The sequence below is a fragment of the Streptomyces kunmingensis genome (genome assembly GCF_039533535.1).
GTDB lineage: Bacteria > Actinomycetota > Actinomycetes > Streptomycetales > Streptomycetaceae > Streptomyces > Streptomyces kunmingensis.
In genome coordinates this window covers 89534-111050 of record NZ_BAAATS010000007.1, presented here as the reverse complement: position 1 = coordinate 111050, position 21517 = coordinate 89534, and the positions used below count along the sequence as shown (strand labels likewise).

Below are 21517 nucleotides of genomic sequence, written 5' to 3'. Positions count from 1 at the left end.
AGCGGGAGTTACGGGCGGGGGGTGAGCGCGCCGTGCACGGCGCGGACGATCAGGGCGAGGGAGTGCGCGCCCGCGTCGGGGGTGCCGAGGGACTTCTCGGCGTGCGGGCGGGCGCGGCCCATGCGGGGCAGGAGGTCGGCGGTGGCGCGGGCGGCCTGCTCGGCGGCGTCCGCGGCGGCGGCCCAGGCGGGGACGAGGCCCGCTCCCCCGGCGACCTGCTGCCCGAGAGTGTCGGCGAAGGGGACGAGGACGTCCACCATCGTCTTGTCGCCGACCTCGGCGCCGCCGGCCCGGCGGACGCCGTCGGACGCCTGCCGGACTCCGTGGGCGACGGTCGCCGGGGTCGGCTGTTCGGTGTCGCCGAGCGCGTCGGCGAGGGCGCGCAGGATGATGCCCCACAGGGCGCCCGAGGTGCCGCCGGCCTTGTCGGCCCAGGCGTCACCGGCGGTGGTCAGCAACGTACGGGCGCCCGCGCCCGACTCACACGCTTCCCGGGCTGCCACGTAGGCGGCGCCCGAGCCGCGCTGCATGCCGATGCCGTGGTCGCCGTCCCCGGCGACGGCGTCGATGCGGCCGAGTTCGTCGGCGTGCGTGTCGACGGTCTCCTTGAGCAGCCGCAGGGCGTCCAGGGCGGTGGCGGCGGCCCGGCGGGACTCCTCGCTCGCCCGGTACGGCTCGGCGTCGCGCTCGGCCTCATACACCGGCTCCTCGGTGACGAGGGCCGCGGCGGGCACGTCGCCCTTGCGGTAGGCGGGGGTGTCGGCGGGGGCGGTCCACAGCGGTTCGAGCGTGTCGTCGAGCCAGGTCAGGGTGAGGGAGATGCCCGCCATGTCGAAGCTGGTGACGAGCTCGCCGACCTCGGGGTCGACGGTCTGCACGCCCGCTTCGGCGAGGAGGCGGTCCACGCGCCGGTAGACGACGAAGAGCTCCTCGTACTTGACGGAGCCGAGGCCGTTGAGGACGACGGCGGCGCGCTGCCCGGCCGGGGCGGTGACGCCGTCGGGGAGTTCCTTCAGGAGGGCGGAGACGAGGAGTTCGGCGGCCTCGTCGGCGGTGGGCACGGCGGCTTCGCCGATGCCGGGTTCGCCGTGGATGCCGAGGCCGACGGCCATCCGGTCCTCGGGGACGGAGAACAGCGGGTGGTCGGCGCCGGGCAGGGTGCAGCCGGAGAAGGCGATGCCGAAAGAGCGGGTGCGGGCGTTGGCGTACGCGGCGACGTCCGCCACCTCGTCGAGGGTGCGGCCCTGCTCGGCGGCGGCCGAAGCGGCCTTGAAGACGGGCAGGTCGCCCGCGATGCCACGACGCTTGTGGGCCTCGTCGGCGGCGGCGCTGGACAGGTCGTCGGTGACGGCGAAGGTGCGGGCGGGGACGCCGTCGGCGGTGAGCCGCTCGGCGGCCTGGCCGAAGTGCAGGACGTCGCCCGCGTAGTTGCCGTAGAGCAGGAGGACGCCGCCGCCGGACTCGGCGGCCCGCGCGACGTTGCGTATCTGCTGGGCCGAGGGCGAGGCGAAGACGTTGCCGACGGCGGCGCCGTGCGCGAGCCCCTGGCCGACGAGCCCGGAGAAGGCCGGGTAGTGGCCCGAGCCGCCGCCGATGACGACGGCCACCTGGCCCGGAGTCTTCGCGGTGGCCCGCACGACGCCGCCCGGGACAGGGCGCACCCAGCGGCGGTGCGCGGCGGCGAACCCTTCGAGCGCTTCATCGGCGAAGGCGGCGGGGTCGTTGTAGAGGCGGGTCATCGCTGGTTCTCCGCGGGTGCTGTGGTGCTGGACAGGGGCTGCGGGTCGTTCGGGGTGCGGGCGGCGAGCCAGATCATCAGGGCGGCGGAGAGCAGCATGAAGGCGCCGACGAGGTAGAGCGGCACGTAGTAGGCGCCGGTCCAGTCCTTGAGCCAGCCGGTGATGTAGCTGGAGGCGAATCCTGCGACGTTGCCCGCGGTGTTGATCAACGCGATACCGGCGGCGGCGGCCGCTCCGGTGAGGAAGCGGGAGGGCACGGCCCAGAAGACCGGGAGCGCGGCGAAGATCGAGCAGGCGGTGACCGTGATGACGGCGACGGTGGCGGCGGGCGAACCCATGTAGAGGGCGAGCGGGATCGTGACACCGCCGACGATCGCGGGCCCGGCCACGTGCCAGGTGCGGGTGCCGTGCCGGGTGGCGTGCCGGGTCCAGAAGAAGAGGACGACGGCCGCGGGCAGGTACGGGATCGCGGTGATCCACGCCTTGTCCATCACGCTGAACGTGGTGTCGTACTGGTCCTGGAAGCCGTTGATGATGGTCGGCAGGAAGAACGCGAGCGCGTAGAGCCCGTAGACGAAGCCGAAGTAGACGACGGCGAGGATCCAGACGCGGGTGTTGGTGAACGCCGTCTTCAGGTCGCCCTTGGCGTGGGCGCTCTCGTGGCCCGTCTTGTCGGCGTTCTCGGCCTCCAGCTCCGTGGTGAGCCAGTCCCGCTCCTCCCGCGTCAGCCACTTCGCGTCCGCCGGGCGGTCGATCAGGTAGAACCAGGCGATGACGCCGAGCAGGATCGCCGGGATCGACACGAACAGGAACATCACGCGCCAGCCCTCGAGGCCGAACAGGCCGTGGTGGCCGATCAGCCAGCCCGCGAGCGGGGCGCCGAAGACCGTGGTCAGCGGCTGGGCGAGGTAGAAGAGGCCAAGGATCTTGGTGCGGTGCCGGCTCGGCACCCACTGGCTCAGGAAGAGGATCGCGCCGGGGAAGAACCCGGCCTCGGCGACGCCGAGCAGGAAGCGCAGCGTGTAGAGGCCGCCGCTGCTGTTCACCCAGGTGAAGAGGAGCGACACGATGCCCCAGGTGACCATGATCCGGGCCAGCCAGCGGCGGGCGCCGAAGCGGTGCAGCGCCATGTTGCTGGGGACCTCGAGCACGATGTAGCCGAGGAAGAAGATTCCGGAGGCGAAGCCGAACTGGGCGGCGGTCAGGGCCAGGTCCTGGCCCATTCCGTTGGGTTCGGCGAACGACACCGCCGTGCGGTCCAGATAGTTCACGAAGAACATCAGGGCCACGAACGGCACGAGGCGGATCGAGATCTTCTTGATCGCCGACGTCTCGACGGCTGATCTCGCCTCCGCCGTCGCGGGCGGCGCGGTGCTGGCAGGCATGGCGACTCCTCGGCTCGCCGGACAGCTCTGTCCGGACTTGGGTCACTCTCGGCGCCGGGGGCGGGCAGCGGGGGCTGTCCACGCCGGTGGGGGCCGATCTGCGTTTCACGCTAAGCCCGATCTTCAAATTGGTCACCAATTTACCAATGTGGCGAGCGTCGCATTTGTTGCCGCTGGTTGAACCCTTGACAAACAGGTGGGGCAGGGGTGACGCGCGCAGGACGCGACGGCCTCACGCGCACCGAGGCGGGGCACTGACGGCCCGTCTGGTCTACTGGTGACCGTGACCAGTCAGCCCGCCCCCGCCGCCCCCGGCGACCAGCCCGACCTCGCCCAACTCCTGCGCCCCGTGGTGCGGGAGTCCTCGGTGAGCGAGGTCGCCAAGCGCCTCCTCGACCACCTCTCCGCGGGCAACATCAGGCCCGGGACCCGGCTGCCCGCCGAGCGCCAGCTCGCCGAGGCCCTCGGGGTGGCGCGCTCCAGCGTCCGTGGCGCACTGTCCGCGCTCGATGTGCTGGGCATCATCGAGATCCGGCCGGGCTCGGGCTCGTACGTGCGCGAGGGCACCTCGGAGTTCCTGCCGCGCGCCATCAACTGGGGGCTGATGCTGGGCCAGCGCCGCACCCGGGACCTCGTCGAGGTGCGCACCTACATGGAGGGTGTCTCGGCGCGCCTCGCCGCGGAGCGGGCGACGGACGAGGACGTGGCCCGCCTGGAGGAGCACCTGCGGCACATGCGGGAGGCGGGCAGCGACGTCAAGGCGTTCATCGACGCCGACATCGCCTTCCACCTGGAGTGCGCGAGCATCGCGCGCAATACGGTCCTCAGCGACATCCTGCACAGCATCCGGGCGCTGCTCCAGGTCTGGATGGAGCGGGTCAGCGACATCGAGGGCACCGTCAGCGGCACCCTGTGCGAGCACGACGCCGTGCTCGACGCGATCCGCGACCGGGACCCGGAGGCTGCCGACCGGGCGATGGCCGAGCACATGCGGATGGCGAGCGCGCGGCTGCGGGAGTCGGTGGAGGACGGGGCCCAGGGCCCTAGCTGAAGGTTCGGCGGTACGCCTGTGGGCTGACACCCGTCGTGCGCTTGAAGCGGTCGCGGAACGCGGTCGGCGAACCGAACCCGACCTGCGCCGCGATCCGTTCCACCGGATGCCGGGTGGTCTCCAGGAGGTGCTGGGCCTGCCGGATGCGGGCGCGGTGCAGCCACTGCAACGGTGTGGTGCCGGTCTGCTCGCGGAAGCGTCGCATGAGCGTACGGGTGCTGACACCGGCGCGCGCGGCGATGTCGGCCAGGGTCAGCTCGCTGTCCAGATGGTCCCGGAGCCAGCCGAGCAGCGGCTCGAAGGAGGACCCCTGGGGCGTGGGTGCCGGCGTGTGGTCGTGGACGATGAACTGCGCCTGCCCGCCCTCCCGTTCGAGCGGCATGACGGACAGCCGCGCCGCGTCCGCGGCCACCGCGGAACCGTAGTCACGGCGGATCATGTGCAGGCACAGATCGAGGCCCGCGGCCGCGCCGGCCGACGTCAGGATCTGCCCGTTGTCGACGTACAGGACATCGGGATCGACCTCTACCTCGGGATACGTCTCGGCTAGCAGATCCGCCGCGATCCAGTGGGTCGTGGCCCGCAGCCCGTCCAGGAGTCCGGTGGCGGCCAGCGGGAAGGTACCCGCGCAGATGGACGCGATGCGGGTGCCCCGCGCCGCGGCGTCGCGCAGCGCGTCGCGGACGGCGGGCGGCAGCGGCGCGGTGGGCACGGCGGTCCCCGGCACGATGATCGTGTCCGCGCCCTTCAGACCGTCCAGACCCCAGCGCGCACGGAGCTTGAACGCGCCCGCGTCCACCTCCGGCCGCTCGGCGCACACCCGGACCTGGTAGCCGGGGCGCCCGTCCGGGAGGCGGGTACGGGTGAAGACCTCGATGGGCGTGGACAGGTCGAAGGGGATCACATGGTCCAGGGCCAGAACGGCGACGAGGTGCATGACCAGAACGTACCTGACCGCCTGGATAGCGACACCGCGCTGCTCCCGGCCTGATGGCGCGGATTGCACCGACCGCCCGCACCAGCAGGACAAACGGCCTCTGGCGTTATCCCGTTGACTGCCGTCACTAATGCCACTGGGAGGCGAGGGCGCGGCTGACTAGCGTCGACGGCGAGCCCGGCGCGGACCGGGCCCGTCGCACGCGAAGGAAACCTCTCCCATGCACGTCCAGATCGTCCTCTTCGACGGCTTCGACCCCCTCGACGCCATCGCCCCGTTCGAGGTGTTCCACGCGGGCGGCACCGCGTCCGGCGGCGCCGTCGAGGTGGAGCTGGTCTCCGCCGAGGGGCCCCGGGACGTGGTCAGCGGGACCGGCGGGCTCACCCTGCGCGCCAACGCCGCGCTCGACCCGGCGCGGGCGGACCTCGTCCTGGTGCCTGGCGCGGCGGGGCCGCTGGGCGGGAACGACGCGCCGGGCGCGGGAGAGGCGTTCGACGGGGTGGGCGCGGAAGCAGCAGCAGAGGCACAGGCCACCGTTCCCGTTCTGCTGGGCCGCACCCTGGCCACCGGTCTGCCCGCGCTGCTCGGAGCGGCGACGGCCGATCCCGCGGTGACGGTCGCCTCCGTCTGTGGCGGCTCGCTCCTCCTGTCCATGGCCGGGTTGATCAAGGGCCGCCACGCCACCACGCACCACCTGGGCCTGGAGCTGCTCGACACCGCCGGCACACACGCGGTGCGCGCCCGGGTCGTCGACGACGGCGACCTCGTCACCGGCGCCGGAGTCACCTCGGGGCTCGACCTCGCCCTGTATCTGCTGGAGCGCGAGGTCGGTCCGCAAGTCGCCCACGCGGTCGAGGAGTTGTTCGCGTACGAGCGGCGCGGCACGGTCTGGCGGCCCGCGGGCCCGGTGCCCGCCACGACCCTGAGCGGCGCCCGCTGACCATGACGAAATTCCTGCTCACCCTGCACGTCCTGGCCGCCGTCCTGACCGTGGGGCCGGTCGCCGTCGCCGCCAGCATGTTCCCCAAGTCCCTGCGGCAGGCGCTCGGTTCGCCGGACGACGCGGAACCGGTGTCGGCCCTGGGCACGCTGCACCGCATCTGCCGGGTCTACGCGGTCATCGGCGTCGCCGTTCCGCTCTTCGGGTTCGCGACGGCGGGCAGCCTCGGGGTCCTCGGCAGTGCCTGGCTGATCGCCTCGATCCTGCTGACGGCAGCTGCCGCCGGCGTGCTGGCCCTGCTGATCCTGCCCGCACAGGAAGCGGCCCTCGTCGCGGTACGGGAGCCGGGCGCCGGGTCCCTGCCCCGCAACGCCGGTCAACTCGCCGCACTCACCGGGGTGTTCAACCTGCTGTGGGCCACGGTCACCGTCCTGATGATCGTCCGCCCCGGCTCCACCACGGGAGCATGACGGCCCACGCAGCCTTCGCGGGCCGAGGCTGAACACCTGGCGAACAGTCGGCGAAGCTCCGCACCGGACCCGTCGCCCACCGCGGCGGGTCCGTACCGTCGGCTTCATGGGCTGGCTCGAGATCTCCTTCACGGCCGCGGGCCTGCTGCTCGGCGCCTTCTCCATCGTCACGCCGTTCGTCGCGGACCGGCGGGCGCGGCGCAGCAGACGCATCGGCTTCCGCAAGCAGATGGACATCGCCATAGGGCACAACGACCAGGTGAGCGCGGCCGATCCGCAGCTGGGGCTCTTCAACGACCTGCCCGCGATGCGGGACGCCACCCTCGTGCTGCTGCGGATCGAGAACGACGGCTCGCGGCACATCGAGGAGTCCGACTACATCGACCCGTCGGCGCAGTACGGGCTCACCGCCGAGTTCCCGGGGCGGCGGATCGTGGCCAAGGACGTCACACTGCCGCGCGAACACGGCAACCTGATGGGCTACTTCGAGAACCAGCCCGGCCTCCTGGTGGCCGGCCCGAGCACCTTGCGCGTGCCCCGTGTACCGCTGAAGCCGGGCGCGCACTACAAGATCCTCGTACTCCTGACGGGTGGTCAGGAGGGTGACCTGGTCCACGTCACCGGCGACCTCAAGGACGGCAAACTCCACGAGAACCACAGCCTCACGCCGGACGAGAAACCGCCGGTGTTCAGCCGGCACGCCCGGTGGACGACCGTCGTGCTCGGTCTCGCGCTGATCGCCGCCGCCACGCTGCCCCTGCTCCTGCCGCCACCTCTGCCGGACGACTGCGAGAAGGGAACGCTGCGGCTGACGGGGTCGACGGCGTTCGCTCCGGTGCTGTCCGAGCTGGCGACGAAGTACCGGGAGCACTGCGGCGGCCGCCCGGACATCACGGTCGCCGCGCACGGCAGCCGTACCGGGGTGCGGGAACTGGCGCTGTCCGAAGGCCGGCCCGAGCAGGGTGCGACAGTGATCGCGTTCTCGGACGGGCCGCGTCCGGCAAGTTACATCCGGCTCAGCGAGAGCCGCGTCGCTGTCTCCCTGTTCACGCTCGTCGTCCACGACGGTGTGCGTCTCGATGACCTGTCCGTCGCCGACGTACGCCGAATCTACCGGGGCGAGATCCGCAACTGGTCCCAGCTCGACGGCCCCGACCTGCCCGTCGTCCTGGTCAGCCGCACCTCCGGTTCCGGTACCCGCAGCGCGCTCGGCAGCCGGGTCCTCGCCGGCGCCGACGAACCGCCCGCCACCTCCGACGACTGCGTGAACCGCACGGCCCGCGCCACCCGCGCCGCCGCGGTGCTGCGCTGCGAGCTCGACTCGACCGCGCAGGTCCTCGCGACCGTGGCCCGCACGCCCGGGGCCGTCGGATACAGCGAGCTGCGCGCGGCGTCCCCGCCGGAGGCGCCGCGCGGTCTGCACCGCGTCACCCTCGGCGGGCACACGCCCGACCCCGACCGCCTGACCACCAGTGGCTACCCGTACCGCGCGATCGAGTACGCCTACACGTACGGCCGGCCGCCCGCAGACTCACTGGCGTCGAGCTTTCTCTCGTACGCCGTCGACAACGGGACCGGCAAGGGCGTGGTCGCCACCCATGGTCACCTTCCCTGCGGTACGGCGGTCGGGCTGAAGGTGTGCGGCGAGGGCGACTGACGTACGTACGCCCGGGGCGCGGCTACGGCCGGTTCTTGGGATACCGCACGAAGAGGATGCCGTGGACCTCGCCGTGCGGTGCGGCGTAGCGGTGCGGGGCGTCGGCGCGCCAGTGTGCGTGGCCGCCCGGGCCGACGGTCTGCGGCGCCTCGGGGAGGCCGACGACCGCGGTGCCGGAGAGCACCATGAGGCTCTCGGTGGTGTGCGGGACGTGGGCGGTCGAGTCCTGGGTGGCGCCGTCGGCGATGGTGACGCGGAAGACGTCCGTGGCGGCCTCGGCGTCCTCGTACCGCTCCAGAAGCACGGCGGTGACGGCGCTTCCCGAGACCCCGCCCTCGCCGTCGCGCACGCCGGCGGGCGGGTCGTCCAGGACGGCGCTCAGCGGGCTGCCGAGCGCGGTGGTCAGCGCGTAGAGCGTCTCCAGGGTGGGATTGCGCAGGCCGCTCTCCAGCTCCGAGAGGGTGCCCTTGCCGACGCCCGAGCGGCGGGCCAGCTCCGACAGGGACAGGCCGCGCTCGCCCCGCAGCCCCTTGAGCCGGCGCCCCACCTCGTCGTTGAGGCTCATCGCTTCCACCACTCCCGTCCGCGCCGCCCGGCGCTTCGTTGTTGACGGTTCGCCGCCCACGTCCTTAGTGTTCCATATACAGAACGTTCCGTTTATGGAACGGCTGCTTCTTTGCCGCGCTTCCGGAAGTGATCTCCGCATGTCCTCCTTGTCCTCCTCCCCCTTCACGCGCATACGCGCCCTCGCCCCGCCCTCGGCCGTGGCGGCGGGGCTCATCGCCGTCACGGTCGGCGTGACGAGTTCGGCCGCCCTCGTCTTCACAGCGGCCCGGACCGCCGGGGCGGACGCACGGGAGATCTCGTCGTGGATGCTCGCCCTGGGCGTCGGCCTCGCCGTGACGTGCGCGGGCCTCTCGCTGCGGTACCGGGCGCCGGTGGTGACCGCGTGGTCGACGCCGGGTGCGGCGCTGCTGGCCACCGGGCTCAGCGGGGTGTCGATGGGCAAGGCCGTCGGAGCGTTCGTCTTCAGCGCCGTACTGATCCTGCTGAGCGGGCTGACGGGCTGGTTCGCCCGGGTCATGGACCGGATCCCGGTACCGCTCGCGGCGGCGCTGCTCGCCGGGGTGCTGCTGCAGTTCGGCACGGGGCTCTTCGCCGAGATGGACGGCAGCTTCGCCCTCGCCTTCCCCATGTTCGTCCTCTACCTCCTGGGACGCAGGTTCCTCCCCCGGTACGCGGTTCTGCTCGCGCTGGGTGGAGGCGTCGTGGCCTCCGTCCTGACCGGGGGCTGGCACCTGGAGAAGGTGCGACTCTCCCTGGCGCAACCGGTGTTCACGGCTCCGGAGTTCGACTGGAAGGTGCTCGTCAGCGTCGGCGTGCCGCTGTTCGTGGTCACCATGGCCTCGCAGAACCTGCCGGGTGTCGCGGTACTGCGCGGTTCGGGGTACCAGGTGCCCGTGTCGCCGCTGCTGACGTGGACCGGTGCGGTGCAGGCCGTACTCGCCCCGTTCGGCGCGTTCGGCATCAACCTGGCGGCGATCACCGCCGCGATCTGCACGGGCGAGGAGGCGCACCCGGACCGCGAGCGGCGCTTCCTCGCCGCCGTCTGGGCCGGGGTCTTCTATCTCTGCGTGGGCCTGCTCGGCGCGACCGTGGCCTCGCTGCTGGTGGCGATGCCGCATGCGCTGGTCCTTGCCGTCGCCGGGGTCGGCCTGCTCGCCACGATCGAGGCGTCGCTGGCCTCGGCCCTGACCGACCCGTCCTCCCGCGAGGCGGCGGCCGTCACCTTCCTGGCCACGGCATCCGGCGTGACCCTCCTCGGCATCGGCTCGGCGTTCTGGGGCCTGCTCGCGGGGGCCCTCACCAGCGTCATCGCCGGTTTCGGCCGTCGCAGGACCTCCAGGACCCCCTGCGTCCCGGAGCCGAGCGCACCCGTACGAACCGGCGCGTGAGGACCGCACGGGCCGCCGCCCACCCGCCGGACGCAGCTTGCCCGCCGACTCCCGACAACCCCACGCCTCCACCCCGCCAGGGGCGCGGGGAACTGCGCGAGCAACCACGACGGACCCGCACCCGTCGACACCGGCACACGCATCGCGGCCCCCACGAGGCAGCGCATCACACCCAGGTTCACCCCTCACCCCGCACACAGCGCAGCGAACCGGCGTGTGAACTCCGACCACGTCGCGATCGACTCGGCCTCGTCGGCCAGCGCCCGCGCATGGATCCGCTCCCGGTCGACGCCTCGCGCGGCGAGCCCGTCCCGGTCCCAGGTGGCGATCCGGGCGGCCTCCGCCTCGGGATGGAACTGGACGCCCCACGCGTTCGCGCCGACCCGGAACGCCTGGTGCGGGCAGTCCTCGCTCGACGCCAACCAGGCCGCGCCCGGCGGGAGTTCGGTGATCGCGTCGACGTGCCGCTCGATCGCGGGCACCGTGCCTTCCCACCCGTGCAGGAGCGGGTCCCGTGCCGCCTCGGGGCGCAGCCGGATCGCGGTGCTGCCGTACTCGGGCCGCCCGTGCTCGGCCCGCACCACACCGCCCGCCACCTGCGCCAGCATCTGCCCGCCCAGACAGATACCGAGGAACGGGGTGGCGTCGGCGAGCGCCTGTCCGACCAGGCCGCGGGCGGCCGGGAGCCACGGCGCGCGTTCGTCGTCGTCCGGCAGAAAGCCGCCGCCGAGCACCACGAGGGGGCGTCCGCCGAGAGCGTCGGGCAGCTTTTCCCCCGCGTACGGGTGCAGTACGTGCAGGTCGAGGCCCGCCTCGCGCAGCCAGGTGCCGACCCGGCCGGGCCCGCCGCCCGGGGTGTTCTGCACGACCAGGACCTGGCCCGGACCGCGCTCGTCCGCCGGCATGCTCGACTCCCTCGCTCGTCGCGCCCGGAGATCAGGGCATCAGGGGATCCGCGGGACGGATGCAGGAGATCAGGACCGGGCGCGCCTCGTCAACGGCCGGGGCCCCGGCCGTACCGGTCGTACGCTGAGACGCATGTCTCACGCTTCAGATGCCGCCGCACACCACACGGGTCGCCGGGTCATCGAGGAGCATCGCCGAACCGCCGAGCTGACCGAGGTCGTTCTCGACGACGGGCGCGTGGTGATGGTCAAGCACGCCGACTCCCCCGGCGCGCTACAGGCGGAGGCGGCCGGCCTGCGCTGGCTTGCCGCCGCGGACACCGTCGCCGTCCCCGAGGTGCACGGGCACGACGCCGAGTGGCTGGTGACGGACCGTGTGCCCGAGGGACGGGCGACGGCGCAGAGCGCGGCGCGGTTCGGCCGGGACCTGGCCGCGCTGCACGCCACGGGCGCCCCCGCGTTCGGCGCGCCCCCGCCCGGCGGCCCGGCGGACGCCTTCATCGGCCGTGCCCCGATGCGCAACATCACGGGCGGGCAGTGGCCGCAGTGGTACGCGGAGCACCGCGTGCTCCCCTACGTCCGGCTCGCGGTGGACGCCGGCACCCTGCGCGCCGACGAGGCCGCGACCATCGAGAAGGTCCTCGACCGGCTGCCCGGCCTCGCGGGCCCCGCCGAACCACCCGCCCGGCTCCACGGTGACCTGTGGAACGGCAACGTGCTGTGGGGCCCGGACGGCGACGCGTGGCTGATCGACCCGGCCGCGCACGGCGGCCACCGCGAGAGCGACCTCGCGATGCTGGACCTGTTCGGCGCCCCGCACCTCGAGAGGATCCTCGACGGCTACCAGGAGGCGGCGCCGCTCGCGGACGGCTGGCGGGACCGCGTCCCGCTGCACCAGTTGTTCCCGCTGCTGGTGCACACCGTGCTCTTCGGGCGCGGCTACGCGGACCAGGCCGTCGCCGCGGCACGCAGCCAACTCACGCGGTAGGCCTATGAACTGACGGCACGTCAGGTTACCCTCCGGCGCATGACTTCCACGGTGGTCTGGGGCACCGGGAACGTGGGCCGCGCGGCGATCCGAGCCGTCGACGCCCACCCCGGGCTCGAACTCTGCGGCGTGCTCGTGCACGATCCCGCCAAGGACGGCCGCGACGCGGGCGACCTGGCCGGTCTCGACCACGCCCTCGGTGTCACCGCGACGACGGACGTCGACGCGGTGCTCGCGGCCCGGCCCGGCGCCGTCTTCTACGCCGCCTCCGGCGATCTGCGCCCCGACGAGGCCCTCGCCGACATCTGCCGCGCGCTGCGCACCGGCGCCGTCGTCGTCAGCCCGGCGCTCTACCCCCTCTACGACCCGCGCGGCGCACCCCCCGACTTCACCGATCCGGTGCGCGCGGCGATCGAGGAGGGCGGCGGCTCGCTGTTCGTGTCCGGCGTCGACCCCGGCTGGGCCAATGACATCCTGCCCCTCCTGGTCAGCGGCCTCGGCACCCGCGTGGACGTCCTGCGCTGCCAGGAGATCTTCGACTACTCCACGTACGACCAGGAGGACTCGGTCCGCCATCTCATCGGCATGGGCCACCCCATGGAGTACGAGCCCCTGATGCTCGCCGAGTCCGTTCCCTCCATGGTCTGGGGCGGGCAGCTGCGGCTGCTGGCGCGGGCGCTCGGCGTCGAACTCGACGAGATCCGCGAGACGTTGGAGCGCCGGCCCCTGGAGAGCGATGTGACGACAGCCGCCATGGGCGACTTCGCGGCGGGCACCCAGGGCGCGGTCCGCTTCGAGGTGCAGGGCATCGTGGACGGCGAGCCCCGCATCGTCGTCGAGCACGTGACCCGGATCCATCCGTCGTGCGCGCCCGACTGGCCGGTGCCGCCCGGCGGCGGGGCCGGAGCGCACCGCGTCGTCGTGGAGGGCCGCCCTCGGATCGAGGTCACCGTGCAGGCCACCGACGAGGGCGGCAACCACGCGGCGGGCGGCAACGCGACCGCGGTCGGACGGCTCGTGGGCGCAGTCGACTGGCTGGTGGCCGCGCCACCCGGGCTCTACGACGCCCTGGACGTGCCCGTGCTCCCCGCCGTCGGCCGACTCGGAAGGAAGCAGTCATGAGGATCGACATCCCCGACGGCGAGGAGCCCATCCCGTACGTGTGGGGCGAGATGGTGCCCGGGATCGGGCCCGTGGCGGCCCAGTTCTCGATGGCGGTGTACGACCATTCGTCGCTGGGCCTGCGGGAGTTCGAGGCGGCACGCCTGCGCGTCGCTCAGATCAACGGCTGTCTGTTCTGTCTGGACTGGCGCACCGAACGGGACGGCGAGAAGGTCGAGGCGTCGTTCATCGACGCGGTGCAGGACTGGCGCTCCACCGACGCCTTCGACGAGCGGACCCGCCTCGCCGCCGAGTACGCGGAGCGCTACACCGTGGACCACCACGGTCTGGACGACGCGTTCTGGGAGCGGATGAACGCCCACTACAGCCAGGCCGAGATCGTGGAGCTGAGCATGGCCATCGGCTCATGGCTCGCCTTCGGCCGGCTCAACCACGTCCTCGGCCTCGACGCGATGTGCGCCCTGCCCAAGCCCTGAACCGCCCCGAGGCGGCCGGGCCCGGACAGGGCGCGGCCGTCACAGGTCCGTGGCGACGATGCGGTCGATGTTGCGCTCGGCGAGCGCCGTGATCGTCACGAACGGGTTGACGCTGGTGTTGCCCGGGATCAGCGATCCGTCGATGACGTAGAGCCCCGAATAGCCGTGCAGGCGGCCGTAGTTGTCGGTCGCCTTGCCCAGGACGGCGCCGCCCAGCGGGTGGTACGTGAGATGGTCGCCCCAGATCTTGTACGTGCCGAACAGATCGGTGCGGTAGATCGTGCCCTCCTTCGCGTTGATCTTGTCGAAGATGGTCTTGGCCGCGTCGATCCCCGGCTGCTTCCACGCGGTCTGCCAGTTCAGGTCGACCCCGCCCGACGTCGGGTTGTACGTGAACTGCGCGCGGTGCGGGTTCTTGGTGATGGAAAGGTAGAACGAGGCGAACGTCTCGATGCCCGTCGGCAGCGGGGCCACCTCGGCGAACGCGCCGCCCGCGGCCCAGTTGTCGATGCCGCCGGTGGGGATCGACGCCTGGAGGGCACCGGTCGGGTCCCACAGGTGGTTGGCGCGTCCGCACATGACGTTGCCGTTGTCGCCCCAGCCCTTGCCGATCTCGCCGTTGAGCGCGGGCAGCGCGCCGGTCGCCTTGAGCTTCGTGAGGAGCTTGCTGGTGCCGACGCTGCCCGCGGCGAAGAAGACCCGGTCCGCGGTGATCTCCTTGGTGGCCGTGACGGCGCCCGTGGTGGAGAGCTGCTCGATGCGTACGGTGTAGCCGCCGCCGGAGGCCGGGGCGACCGACGTCACCTTGTGCAGGGGCGAGATGGCGACCCGGCCGGTGGCCCTGGCCCGCGGGAGGTAGGTCTTCTGCAGTGACTTCTTGCCGTGGTTGTTGCCGTACAGGATCTCGCCGGCCAGCGCGGACTTGGGCACCGTGCCCGCCTGCTCCTGCTTCATGTAGTCCCAGTCGTACACGTCCGGCACGAAGACGAACGGGAAGTTCGAGCGCTGGGCGTGCTTGCGGCCGACGCGCGCGTACTGGTAGCACTCGGCGCTCTCGAACCAGTCCGGATCGATGGTGGCGACGCCGAGGCCGGCGTTGGCCCGCGGGTAGTACGTGCCGTACATCTCGTTCGCGTCGACCGTCGGCAGGATGGCGCCGAAGTTCTCGCGCTTCGGCGTGACGGCCATCCCGCCGTTGACCAGCGAGCCGCCGCCGACGCCGCGGCCCTGGTAGACGGTGATGCCCGCGAAGTCCTCCGCGTCGAGGATCCCGGTGTACTTCGGGATGTTCTTGTCGATCGGGAAGCCGAGGAAGTTGCTCAGGGGCTGCTTCGTTCTCGTTCTGAGCCAGAAGGACCGGTTGTCGGGGCTGGTCGTGTTGGCGAAGATCTTGCCGTCCGCGCCCGGGGTGTCCCAGGCCATGCCCATCTCCACCATCTGTACGTCCACACCGGCCTCGGCGAGCCGTAGCGCGGCGACACAGCCGCCGTACCCGGTGCCGATGACGAGGGCGGGGATACGGGCGCCGTCGGCGACGGCGGTGGTGGCGCCGCGCTCCGCGGCGGCGGCGTGCCCGCTCAGCACCACGGCACCGAGAACAGAACCTGTTCCTGCAAGGAATCCGCGGCGCGAGATTCCGTTACGGGCCACATCAGGACGGGTTGGGTCGGCCATCGGGGTTCCTCACTCTCGACAGAATGGGAACGAGTTCTACTGTTGATCGCCACACAAGTCGATGCATACCAGTAGGTAACGTTCCGCACGTTCCGCAGGGGGAACGACAGAGCGGCGTGGCGATCACGTCGCCACGCCGCTCTCCTCGGGTCCGGCCCGCCCGGGTCAGGGCTTGCGCGCCACCACCGCGTAGATCCCGCTGGGCTCGGCCTCGGGCGCGTCCCCGTCGCGGAACCACTCGGGCGCCGTGACAAGGCCCGGCTCCACCGGCTCCAGACCCTCCAGGAACCGGGTCACACCCTCACGCGTACGGAAGCCGAGCTTGATGCCGCCCTTCGCGTACTCGGCCGTGACCTGGTCCGACAGCTCGGGGAAGATGTCGGACGAGGCGTGCGACAGGACGAGGTGGCTGCCGGAGGGCAGCGCGCCGACCAGCGTGGAGACGATGTCGTACGGCTCCTGCTCGTCGGAGATGAAGTGCATGAGCGCGATCAGCGACAGGGCGATCGGGCGGTCGAAGTCGAGGATCGTACGGGCGTGCTCGAGGATCGTCTTCGGGTCGCGGACGTCGGCCTGGATGTAGTCCGTGGCGCCCTCGGGCGTGCTGACGAGGAGGGCCTCGGCGTGCCGCAGCACGATGGGGTCGTTGTCGGTGTAGACGACCTTCGCGGCGGGGACGACGCGCTGCACGATCTGGTGCAGGTTCGGCGAGGTCGGGATGCCGGTGCCGACGTCCAGGAACTGGTCGACGCCCTGCGAGGCGAGCCAGGCGGACGCCCGGTGCATGAACTCGCGGTTCTGCCGGGCCGCGTCGCGCGCCTCGGGCGGCAACTTCACGCCGACGGCCTCGTCGACGGGGTAGTTGTCCTTGCCGCCGAGCAGCCAGTCGTAGACCCGCGCGGGGTGCGCCTGGCTGGTGTCGATCCGGGGCCGGGGGGCGGGTGCCGTCATGGGCGGGCTCCATCGTGGCGAGGGGCGGGACGGGTCGGATTGACCTTGGTCCAAGTCTGCCATGTCAACTCCCCGGGCTGGTCAGGGCGTTGGCAGTTCACCCCGGGTGCGGCTCCGGATGCGGACGGTGGCCGTTGCGGAGCGCGCGCCTCCGGGATGCCGCGACCGGCGTACGCCCGTAGGGTTGCCCCTGCGTCGAAGAGCCGCAGAACCGCTCGAGGGAGCAGCCGTGCGTGACTGGCAGAAGGAACTAGGCCTCGAGCCGCACGGCGAAGGCGGCTTCTTCCGGCGGATCTACACCGGCCCGCAGGAGATGGCCACCGCCCACGGCCCGCGCCCCTCGGCCACGTCGATCTACTACCTGCTCGACGAGGCGCGGCCGAGCGGCCTGCTGCACCGCAATCGCAGCGACATCCTGCACTTCCTGATCGACGGCGGCCCGCTGGAGTACGTCACGGTCGACCCCGCGGGCACCCTCGGACGCACCGTCCTCGGCGCGGACGCCGAGCGGTTCCTGCTGGTGCCCGGAACATGGTGGAAGGCGTCGCGGCTCGTCGGCGGCGCCCGCCACGGCCTGGTGGCGGAGGTCGTCACCCCCGGGTTCGACTACGCGGACCACGAGTTCGCCCCGCGCTCCGTGCTGGACGAATTCCCGCACCTGGCCGCGGAGTTGCGGGAGTTCGTGCGCGCGTAGATCTCAGAGACGGTTTCTCAGCCCAGCGTGCGGATCGGGCTGCCGGCCAGGTAAGCCTCGATGTCCTCGACGGCGCCCTGGAAGTAGCCGTCGTAGTTGCCGCGGGTGACATAGCCGAGGTGGGGCAGGCCGAGGAAGTTCGGTGCCGTGCGCAGCGGGTGGTCCAGGGGCAGCGGCTCGGTCTCGAAGACGTCGCTGCCGGCGCCGGCGATCCAGCCCTCGCGCAGGGCCCGTACCAGTGCGTCCTGGTCGACGATCGCGGCGCGCGAGGTGTTGACGAGGTAGGCGGTGGGGCGCATCCGGCGCAGGTCGTCGGCGCCGACGAGGCCGCGGGTGCGCTCGCTGAGCACGAGGTGCACGGAGACGAAGTCGCTGGTGGCGAGGAGTTCCTCCTTGGAGGGGGCGAGTGTGGCCCCGGCCTCGGCGGCGCGCTCCCCGGTCAGGTTCTGGCTCCAGGCGGCCACGTCCATGCCGAAGGCGGCGCCGACGCGGGCGACCCGGGCGCCGATCTTGCCGAGTCCGAGCAGGCCGAGGCGGCGGCCGTGCAGATCGGCGCCGAGGGTGGACTGCCAGGGGCCGCCGGAGCGCAGGTTGCCGTTCTCGGTGACGACACCGCGGGCCAGGCCCAGGAGGAGGGCCCAGGTCAGTTCGGCGGGCGGCTCGGAGCTGCTCGGGGTCCCGCAGACGGTGACGCCGTGCGCGGCCGCGGCGGCCAGGTCGATCGAGGCGTTGCGCAGCCCCGAGGTGATCAGCAGCCGCAGCTTGGGCAGCCGCGCGAACAGCTCGGCGGGGAACGGGGTGCGTTCCCGCATCACGACGACGATCTCGCAGTCACCGATCTCCGCGACGAGCTCGTCGTGCGCGGTGAGGTGGCGCCGGAGGAAGCGGACGTCGACGCGGTCCGCGAGGCGCGCCCAGTCGGCGCGCCCGCGGGCGACCTCCTGAAAGTCGTCGAGTACGGCACAACGCAGCGTGGTCACCAACACTCCCCGGGTCGATCTTGTACGGACACCCTAGTACGGGACAACTCCGGGCACTGTCGGCCGTCTTCGCGACTTGGTACGGACGAATGCCTTGACGTGTCTTCATCACGTCTCTTAAATCAACTCTTGAAGTTAACGCACCACGTACACCCCCCTTGTCTTCACTTTCTGGCGCGCCCGAGACAGGCGCGATCCCCCTACCCGAAGTGACGTGATCCCCCATGCGCATACCTCTCCGCCGCAGGCTGCCCCTGGCGACCGCCGCGCTCCTGTGTCTCGGCGCGGGCCTGATGCCCGCCGCACAGGCCGCCGACACCGGCACGGACGGCCGCGCCGCGGCCGCCGCTGTCACCTTCTCCGACGACTTCGACGGGGCCGCGGGCTCGGCGGTCGACGGGTCGAAGTGGCAGATCGAGACCGGCGACAACGTGAACAACCACGAGCGGCAGTACTACACGTCGGGCAACAAGAACGCGGCGCTCGACGGCCAGGGCCACCTGGTCATCACCGCCCGTAAGGAGAACCCGGGCAACTACAACTGCTGGTACGGCAGTTGCGAGTACACCTCGGCACGCCTCAACACGTCGGGCAAGTTCTCGACCACACACGGGCACGTCGAGGCCCGGATGAAGATCCCGCGCGGCCAGGGCATCTGGCCGGCGTTCTGGATGCTCGGCGACGACATCGGGTCGGTCGGCTGGCCCAACTCGGGCGAGATCGACATCATGGAGAACGTCGGCTTCGAGCCGTCGACGGTGCACGGCACGATCCACGGGCCCGGCTACTCCGGCTCGGGCGGTATCGGCGCGGGCTACTCGCTCCCCGGCGGCCAGGCGTTCGCCGACGACTTCCACACGTTCGCGGTCGACTGGTCGCCGAACTCCATCAAGTGGTCGGTCGACGGCACGGTCTACCAGACCCGCACGCCCGCCGACGTCGGCGGCAACCAGTGGGTGTTCGAGAAGCCGTTCTTCGTCATCCTGAACCTGGCGGTCGGCGGCTACTGGCCGGGCGACCCGGACGGCAGCACGCAGCTCCCGCAGCAGCTGATCGTGGACTACGTACGGGTGTCCGACTAGCGAATGACGCGAGGCTCTGCCCGACCGGCCGTGTGCAGCGGCCGGTCGGGCAGAGCCTCGTCGCGTTCAGGGGCGTTCAGGCGCGTTCAGAGACAGACCCTCAGGCCGACGCGCGGCACTCCGGGTGGCCCCAGCCGTCGGCGTTCTTGGCGATGTCCTCACCCGCGGCGTACGAGCGTCCGCAGCGGCAGCGGCCCGGGAACTTCGCCTTGAGCGTGCGCGACGAGGACACAGAGGACCCCGCCGACGTACGCTTCTTGGCCGCTCCGGCCCGGGTCGAGCCACCCGACGACTTCGGCGCCTTGGACGACGGGGACGACGGCGGCGGCACGGGCGAGCCGAGCGCGCTGCCCGCGTCCTCCTGCTGGATCGCGGCCTGGCTGGCGGCGCGGTCGGCGAAGTCGTTGAGCGGGTCGCCGTCGACCTGGTGCGCGGGCACGTACTTGAACTCGACCTTGCGGCCCTCGAGCAGCGCGTCGATGCGGGCGACCAGCTCCTGGTTGGCGACGGGCTTGCCGGACGCGGTCTTCCAGCCCTTGCGCTTCCAGCCGGGCAGCCAGGTCGTGACCGCCTTCATCGCGTACTGGGAGTCCATCCGGACCTCCAGCGCCACTTCGGGGCCGATGGTGCTCAACAGCCTTTCCAGGGCGGTGAGTTCGGCGACATTGTTCGTCGCGGTACCCAGCGCGCCGGCTTCCCACTGGACGGGCTGCTCATCGCTGTCGGCGACGACCCATGCCCATGCCGCGGGTCCGGGGTTTCCTTTCGACGCGCCGTCACACGCGGCGATCACACGTTCTGCCATGCCCCGATCATGCCAGGGTCCGCGCCCGATCGAGGATTGCTGACGTGTCCACGCCCAGCGGAAGGGTGCCGAAGGCGACACCCCAGTCGCGGTCGAGCCGGGAGGCGCAGAAGGCGTCGGCCACGGCGGGCTCCCCGTGGCGCACGAGGAGCGACCCCTGAAGGACGAGCGCCAGCGATTCGACGAGGCGGCGGGCGCGGAACTGGAGTGCGTCGGGGTCGGCGCCGAGACCGGCGAGGTCCTTGCGCAGCCGGCTCGCGGCCTCGTCGAGCCGCCGGTCGGCGCCCGCGGCGCGCTCGACCTCCTCGAAGTACGCCTCGACGGTCGCGGGCTGCCTGGCCAGGGCGCGCAGCACGTCGAGCGCGGCCACATTGCCCGAGCCCTCCCAGATCGAGGGCAGCGGCGCCTCCCGGTACAGGCGCGGCAGGCCGGACTCCTCGACGTAGCCGTTGCCGCCGAGGCATTCGAGGGCTTCGGCGGCGTGCGCGGGGGCCCGCTTGCACACCCAGTACTTGGTGACGGCGAGGCCGATGCGGCGCAGCAGGTCCTCGGAGTCGTCGCCGCGCGCGGACCGGTCGACGGCGCCGGCGAGGCGCAGGGCCGAGACGGTGGCGGCCTCCGCCTCGACGGCCAGGTCGGCGAGGACGTTGGTCATGAGCGGCTGCTCGATGAGCCGGGCACCGAAGGCGCTGCGGTGCGTGGCGTGGTGCACGGCCTGGACGAGGCCCTGGCGCATCCCGGAGGCGGAGCTGACGGCGCAGTCGAGGCGGGTCATGTTGACCATCTTGATGATGGTGGCGACGCCCCGGCCCTCCTCGCCGACGAGGGTGCCGACCGCTCCCTCGTACTCGATCTCGGAGGAGGCGTTCGAGCGGTTGCCCAGTTTGTCCTTGAGGCGCTGAAGGCGGATCGCGTTGCGGGTCCCGTCGGGCAGGACGCGGGGCACCAGGAAGCAGGAGAGCCCGCCGGGCGCCTGGGCGAGGGTGAGGAAGACATCCGACATGGGCGCGGACGTGAACCACTTGTGGCCCGTCAGCGCGTACTGACCCTCCTCCCCCGTCGGCACCGCACGCGTGGTGCCCGCGCGGACGTCGGAGCCGCCCTGCTTCTCCGTCATCGACATCCCGGCGATGAGGCCGCGCTTGCCGGTGGGCTCGCGCAGCCCGAAGTCGTAGACGCCGGAGGTGAGCAACGGCTCGTAGACGGCTGCCAGTCGGGGCGAGGTGCGCAGGGCGGGGACGGCCGCGTACGTCATGGAGACGGGGCAGAGGTGGCCCGGGTCGGCCTGGCCCCACACGTAGATCTTGGCGGCGCGGGCGACGTGGGCGCCGGGCCGGCTGTCGGCCCAGGGCGCGGCGTGCAGGCCGCGCTCCACGGCGACGGTCATCAGCTCGTGCCAGTACGGGTGGAACTCGACCTCGTCGACGCGGTGGCCGTAGCGGTCGTGGGTGTGCAGGACGGGGTGGTTCCGCTCGGCCAGCCGCCCCCACTCCTGGACCTTCTCGGACCCGGCGAGGAGACCGAGCTCGTGCAGCTCGGGCTCGGCCCAGGCGGCGCCCTCGCGGCGCAGACCCTCCAGGAGGGCGGGGTCGGCGGCGACGTCGTGTCCGGTCAGCGGCGGCACCTGATTGGTGACTTCGTGCGTGGCTTGATGTGCGACGTGCTGCATGCCTTGTTGCGCGGCTCGCTGTGTGGCTTGCTGCGTG

The 21517-nt window shown here is 72.1% G+C and carries 20 protein-coding genes; 10 read left to right on the top strand and 10 right to left on the bottom strand.

The window, feature by feature from the left end:
• Nucleotides 1–8: 8 nt before the first annotated feature.
• Complete coding sequence (locus ABD366_RS12645; RefSeq protein ID WP_324775920.1) at nt 9–1739, bottom strand: dihydroxyacetone kinase family protein; 1731 nt, start codon at nt 1737–1739, stop codon at nt 9–11.
• Nucleotides 1736–3124 (bottom strand): MFS transporter, encoded by a 1389-nt coding sequence (locus ABD366_RS12640; RefSeq protein WP_324775922.1) that lies wholly within the window; start codon nt 3122–3124, stop codon nt 1736–1738. The genes ABD366_RS12645 and ABD366_RS12640 overlap by 4 nt, the downstream gene beginning before the upstream one ends.
• Before the next feature lie 277 nt (nt 3125–3401).
• Here ABD366_RS12640 and ABD366_RS12635 point away from each other — a divergent pair, with 277 nt between their 5' ends.
• The gene (locus ABD366_RS12635; protein WP_411293879.1) at nt 3402–4175 is read left to right on the top strand and encodes a FadR/GntR family transcriptional regulator; all 774 of its coding nucleotides are present in this window, start codon (nt 3402–3404) and stop codon (nt 4173–4175) included.
• Here the strand turns inward: ABD366_RS12635 and ABD366_RS12630 are convergent.
• Nucleotides 4168–5112, bottom strand: coding sequence for a GlxA family transcriptional regulator (locus ABD366_RS12630; protein WP_324775927.1), 945 nt, complete (start codon nt 5110–5112; stop codon nt 4168–4170). The genes ABD366_RS12635 and ABD366_RS12630 overlap by 8 nt on opposite strands.
• Before the next feature lie 220 nt (nt 5113–5332).
• On the opposite strand from ABD366_RS12630, the gene ABD366_RS12625 reads away from it, so the two are divergent.
• The 3 genes from ABD366_RS12625 (at nt 5333) to ABD366_RS12615 (ending at nt 8179) form a co-directional block, all read left to right on the top strand.
• Nucleotides 5333–6052, top strand: a complete 720-nt coding sequence (locus tag ABD366_RS12625; protein ID WP_324775929.1) for a DJ-1/PfpI family protein — start codon at nt 5333–5335, stop codon at nt 6050–6052.
• 2 nt (nt 6053–6054) lie between these two features.
• A complete protein-coding gene (locus ABD366_RS12620) occupies nt 6055–6522 on the top strand; it encodes a hypothetical protein (RefSeq protein ID WP_324775931.1) in 468 nt (155 codons plus the stop codon).
• Between the two features lie 106 nt (nt 6523–6628).
• Nucleotides 6629–8179 carry a PstS family phosphate ABC transporter substrate-binding protein gene (locus tag ABD366_RS12615; RefSeq protein WP_324775934.1) on the top strand — a complete coding sequence of 517 codons (1551 nt, stop codon included), beginning with the start codon at nt 6629–6631 and terminating at the stop codon, nt 8177–8179.
• 22 nt (nt 8180–8201) lie between these two features.
• On the opposite strand, the gene ABD366_RS12610 is transcribed toward ABD366_RS12615, so the two are convergent.
• Entirely contained in the window at nt 8202–8744 is a 543-nt protein-coding gene (locus ABD366_RS12610; protein ID WP_324775936.1) for a helix-turn-helix domain-containing protein, read from the bottom strand.
• A gap of 139 nt (nt 8745–8883) precedes the next feature.
• Here ABD366_RS12610 and ABD366_RS12605 point away from each other — a divergent pair, with 139 nt between their 5' ends.
• Nucleotides 8884–10134: a benzoate/H(+) symporter BenE family transporter gene (locus ABD366_RS12605; RefSeq protein ID WP_324775938.1), complete on the top strand. Its 1251-nt coding sequence runs from the start codon at nt 8884–8886 to the stop codon at nt 10132–10134.
• 185 nt (nt 10135–10319) lie between these two features.
• Here ABD366_RS12605 and ABD366_RS12600 read toward each other — a convergent pair whose 3' ends face one another.
• Nucleotides 10320–11039, bottom strand: coding sequence for a type 1 glutamine amidotransferase (locus ABD366_RS12600; protein WP_324775940.1), 720 nt, complete (start codon nt 11037–11039; stop codon nt 10320–10322).
• A 133-nt stretch (nt 11040–11172) separates the two neighbouring features.
• Between ABD366_RS12600 and ABD366_RS12595 the strand changes: the two genes are divergently transcribed.
• The 3 genes from ABD366_RS12595 to ABD366_RS12585 are packed head-to-tail and all read left to right on the top strand — an operon-like array spanning nt 11173 to nt 13625.
• A complete protein-coding gene (locus tag ABD366_RS12595; RefSeq protein WP_324775942.1) occupies nt 11173–12027 on the top strand; it encodes a fructosamine kinase family protein in 855 nt (284 codons plus the stop codon).
• Nucleotides 12028–12066: 39 nt separating this feature from the next.
• Entirely contained in the window at nt 12067–13149 is a 1083-nt protein-coding gene (locus tag ABD366_RS12590) for an NAD(P)H-dependent amine dehydrogenase family protein (RefSeq protein ID WP_324775944.1), read from the top strand.
• A complete protein-coding gene (locus tag ABD366_RS12585; RefSeq protein WP_324775945.1) occupies nt 13146–13625 on the top strand; it encodes a carboxymuconolactone decarboxylase family protein in 480 nt (159 codons plus the stop codon). Before ABD366_RS12590 ends, ABD366_RS12585 begins: the two co-directional genes overlap by 4 nt.
• Before the next feature lie 39 nt (nt 13626–13664).
• Here the strand turns inward: ABD366_RS12585 and ABD366_RS12580 are convergent, their stop codons facing one another.
• Both ABD366_RS12580 and ABD366_RS12575 read right to left on the bottom strand, forming a co-directional pair.
• Nucleotides 13665–15299, bottom strand: coding sequence for a GMC oxidoreductase (locus ABD366_RS12580; protein ID WP_324775947.1), 1635 nt, complete (start codon nt 15297–15299; stop codon nt 13665–13667).
• Between the two features lie 165 nt (nt 15300–15464).
• Nucleotides 15465–16250, bottom strand: a complete 786-nt coding sequence (locus ABD366_RS12575) for an SAM-dependent methyltransferase (protein WP_324775949.1) — start codon at nt 16248–16250, stop codon at nt 15465–15467.
• Between the two features lie 229 nt (nt 16251–16479).
• Here ABD366_RS12575 and ABD366_RS12570 point away from each other — a divergent pair, with 229 nt between their 5' ends.
• Nucleotides 16480–16944 carry a cupin domain-containing protein gene (locus ABD366_RS12570; protein ID WP_324775951.1) on the top strand — a complete coding sequence of 155 codons (465 nt, stop codon included), beginning with the start codon at nt 16480–16482 and terminating at the stop codon, nt 16942–16944.
• A gap of 17 nt (nt 16945–16961) precedes the next feature.
• Here the strand turns inward: ABD366_RS12570 and ABD366_RS12565 are convergent, their stop codons facing one another.
• Nucleotides 16962–17924: a D-2-hydroxyacid dehydrogenase family protein gene (locus tag ABD366_RS12565; RefSeq protein WP_324775953.1), complete on the bottom strand. Its 963-nt coding sequence runs from the start codon at nt 17922–17924 to the stop codon at nt 16962–16964.
• 224 nt (nt 17925–18148) lie between these two features.
• Here ABD366_RS12565 and ABD366_RS12560 point away from each other — a divergent pair, with 224 nt between their 5' ends.
• Nucleotides 18149–19006, top strand: coding sequence for a glycoside hydrolase family 16 protein (locus ABD366_RS12560; RefSeq protein WP_324775955.1), 858 nt, complete (start codon nt 18149–18151; stop codon nt 19004–19006).
• Nucleotides 19007–19106: 100 nt separating this feature from the next.
• Here ABD366_RS12560 and ABD366_RS12555 read toward each other — a convergent pair whose 3' ends face one another.
• Nucleotides 19107–19811, bottom strand: coding sequence for a ribonuclease H family protein (locus ABD366_RS12555; protein WP_324775957.1), 705 nt, complete (start codon nt 19809–19811; stop codon nt 19107–19109).
• Between the two features lie 7 nt (nt 19812–19818).
• Nucleotides 19819–21480 (bottom strand): acyl-CoA dehydrogenase family protein, encoded by a 1662-nt coding sequence (locus ABD366_RS12550; protein WP_324775975.1) that lies wholly within the window; start codon nt 21478–21480, stop codon nt 19819–19821.
• Nucleotides 21481–21517 lie beyond the last annotated feature (37 nt).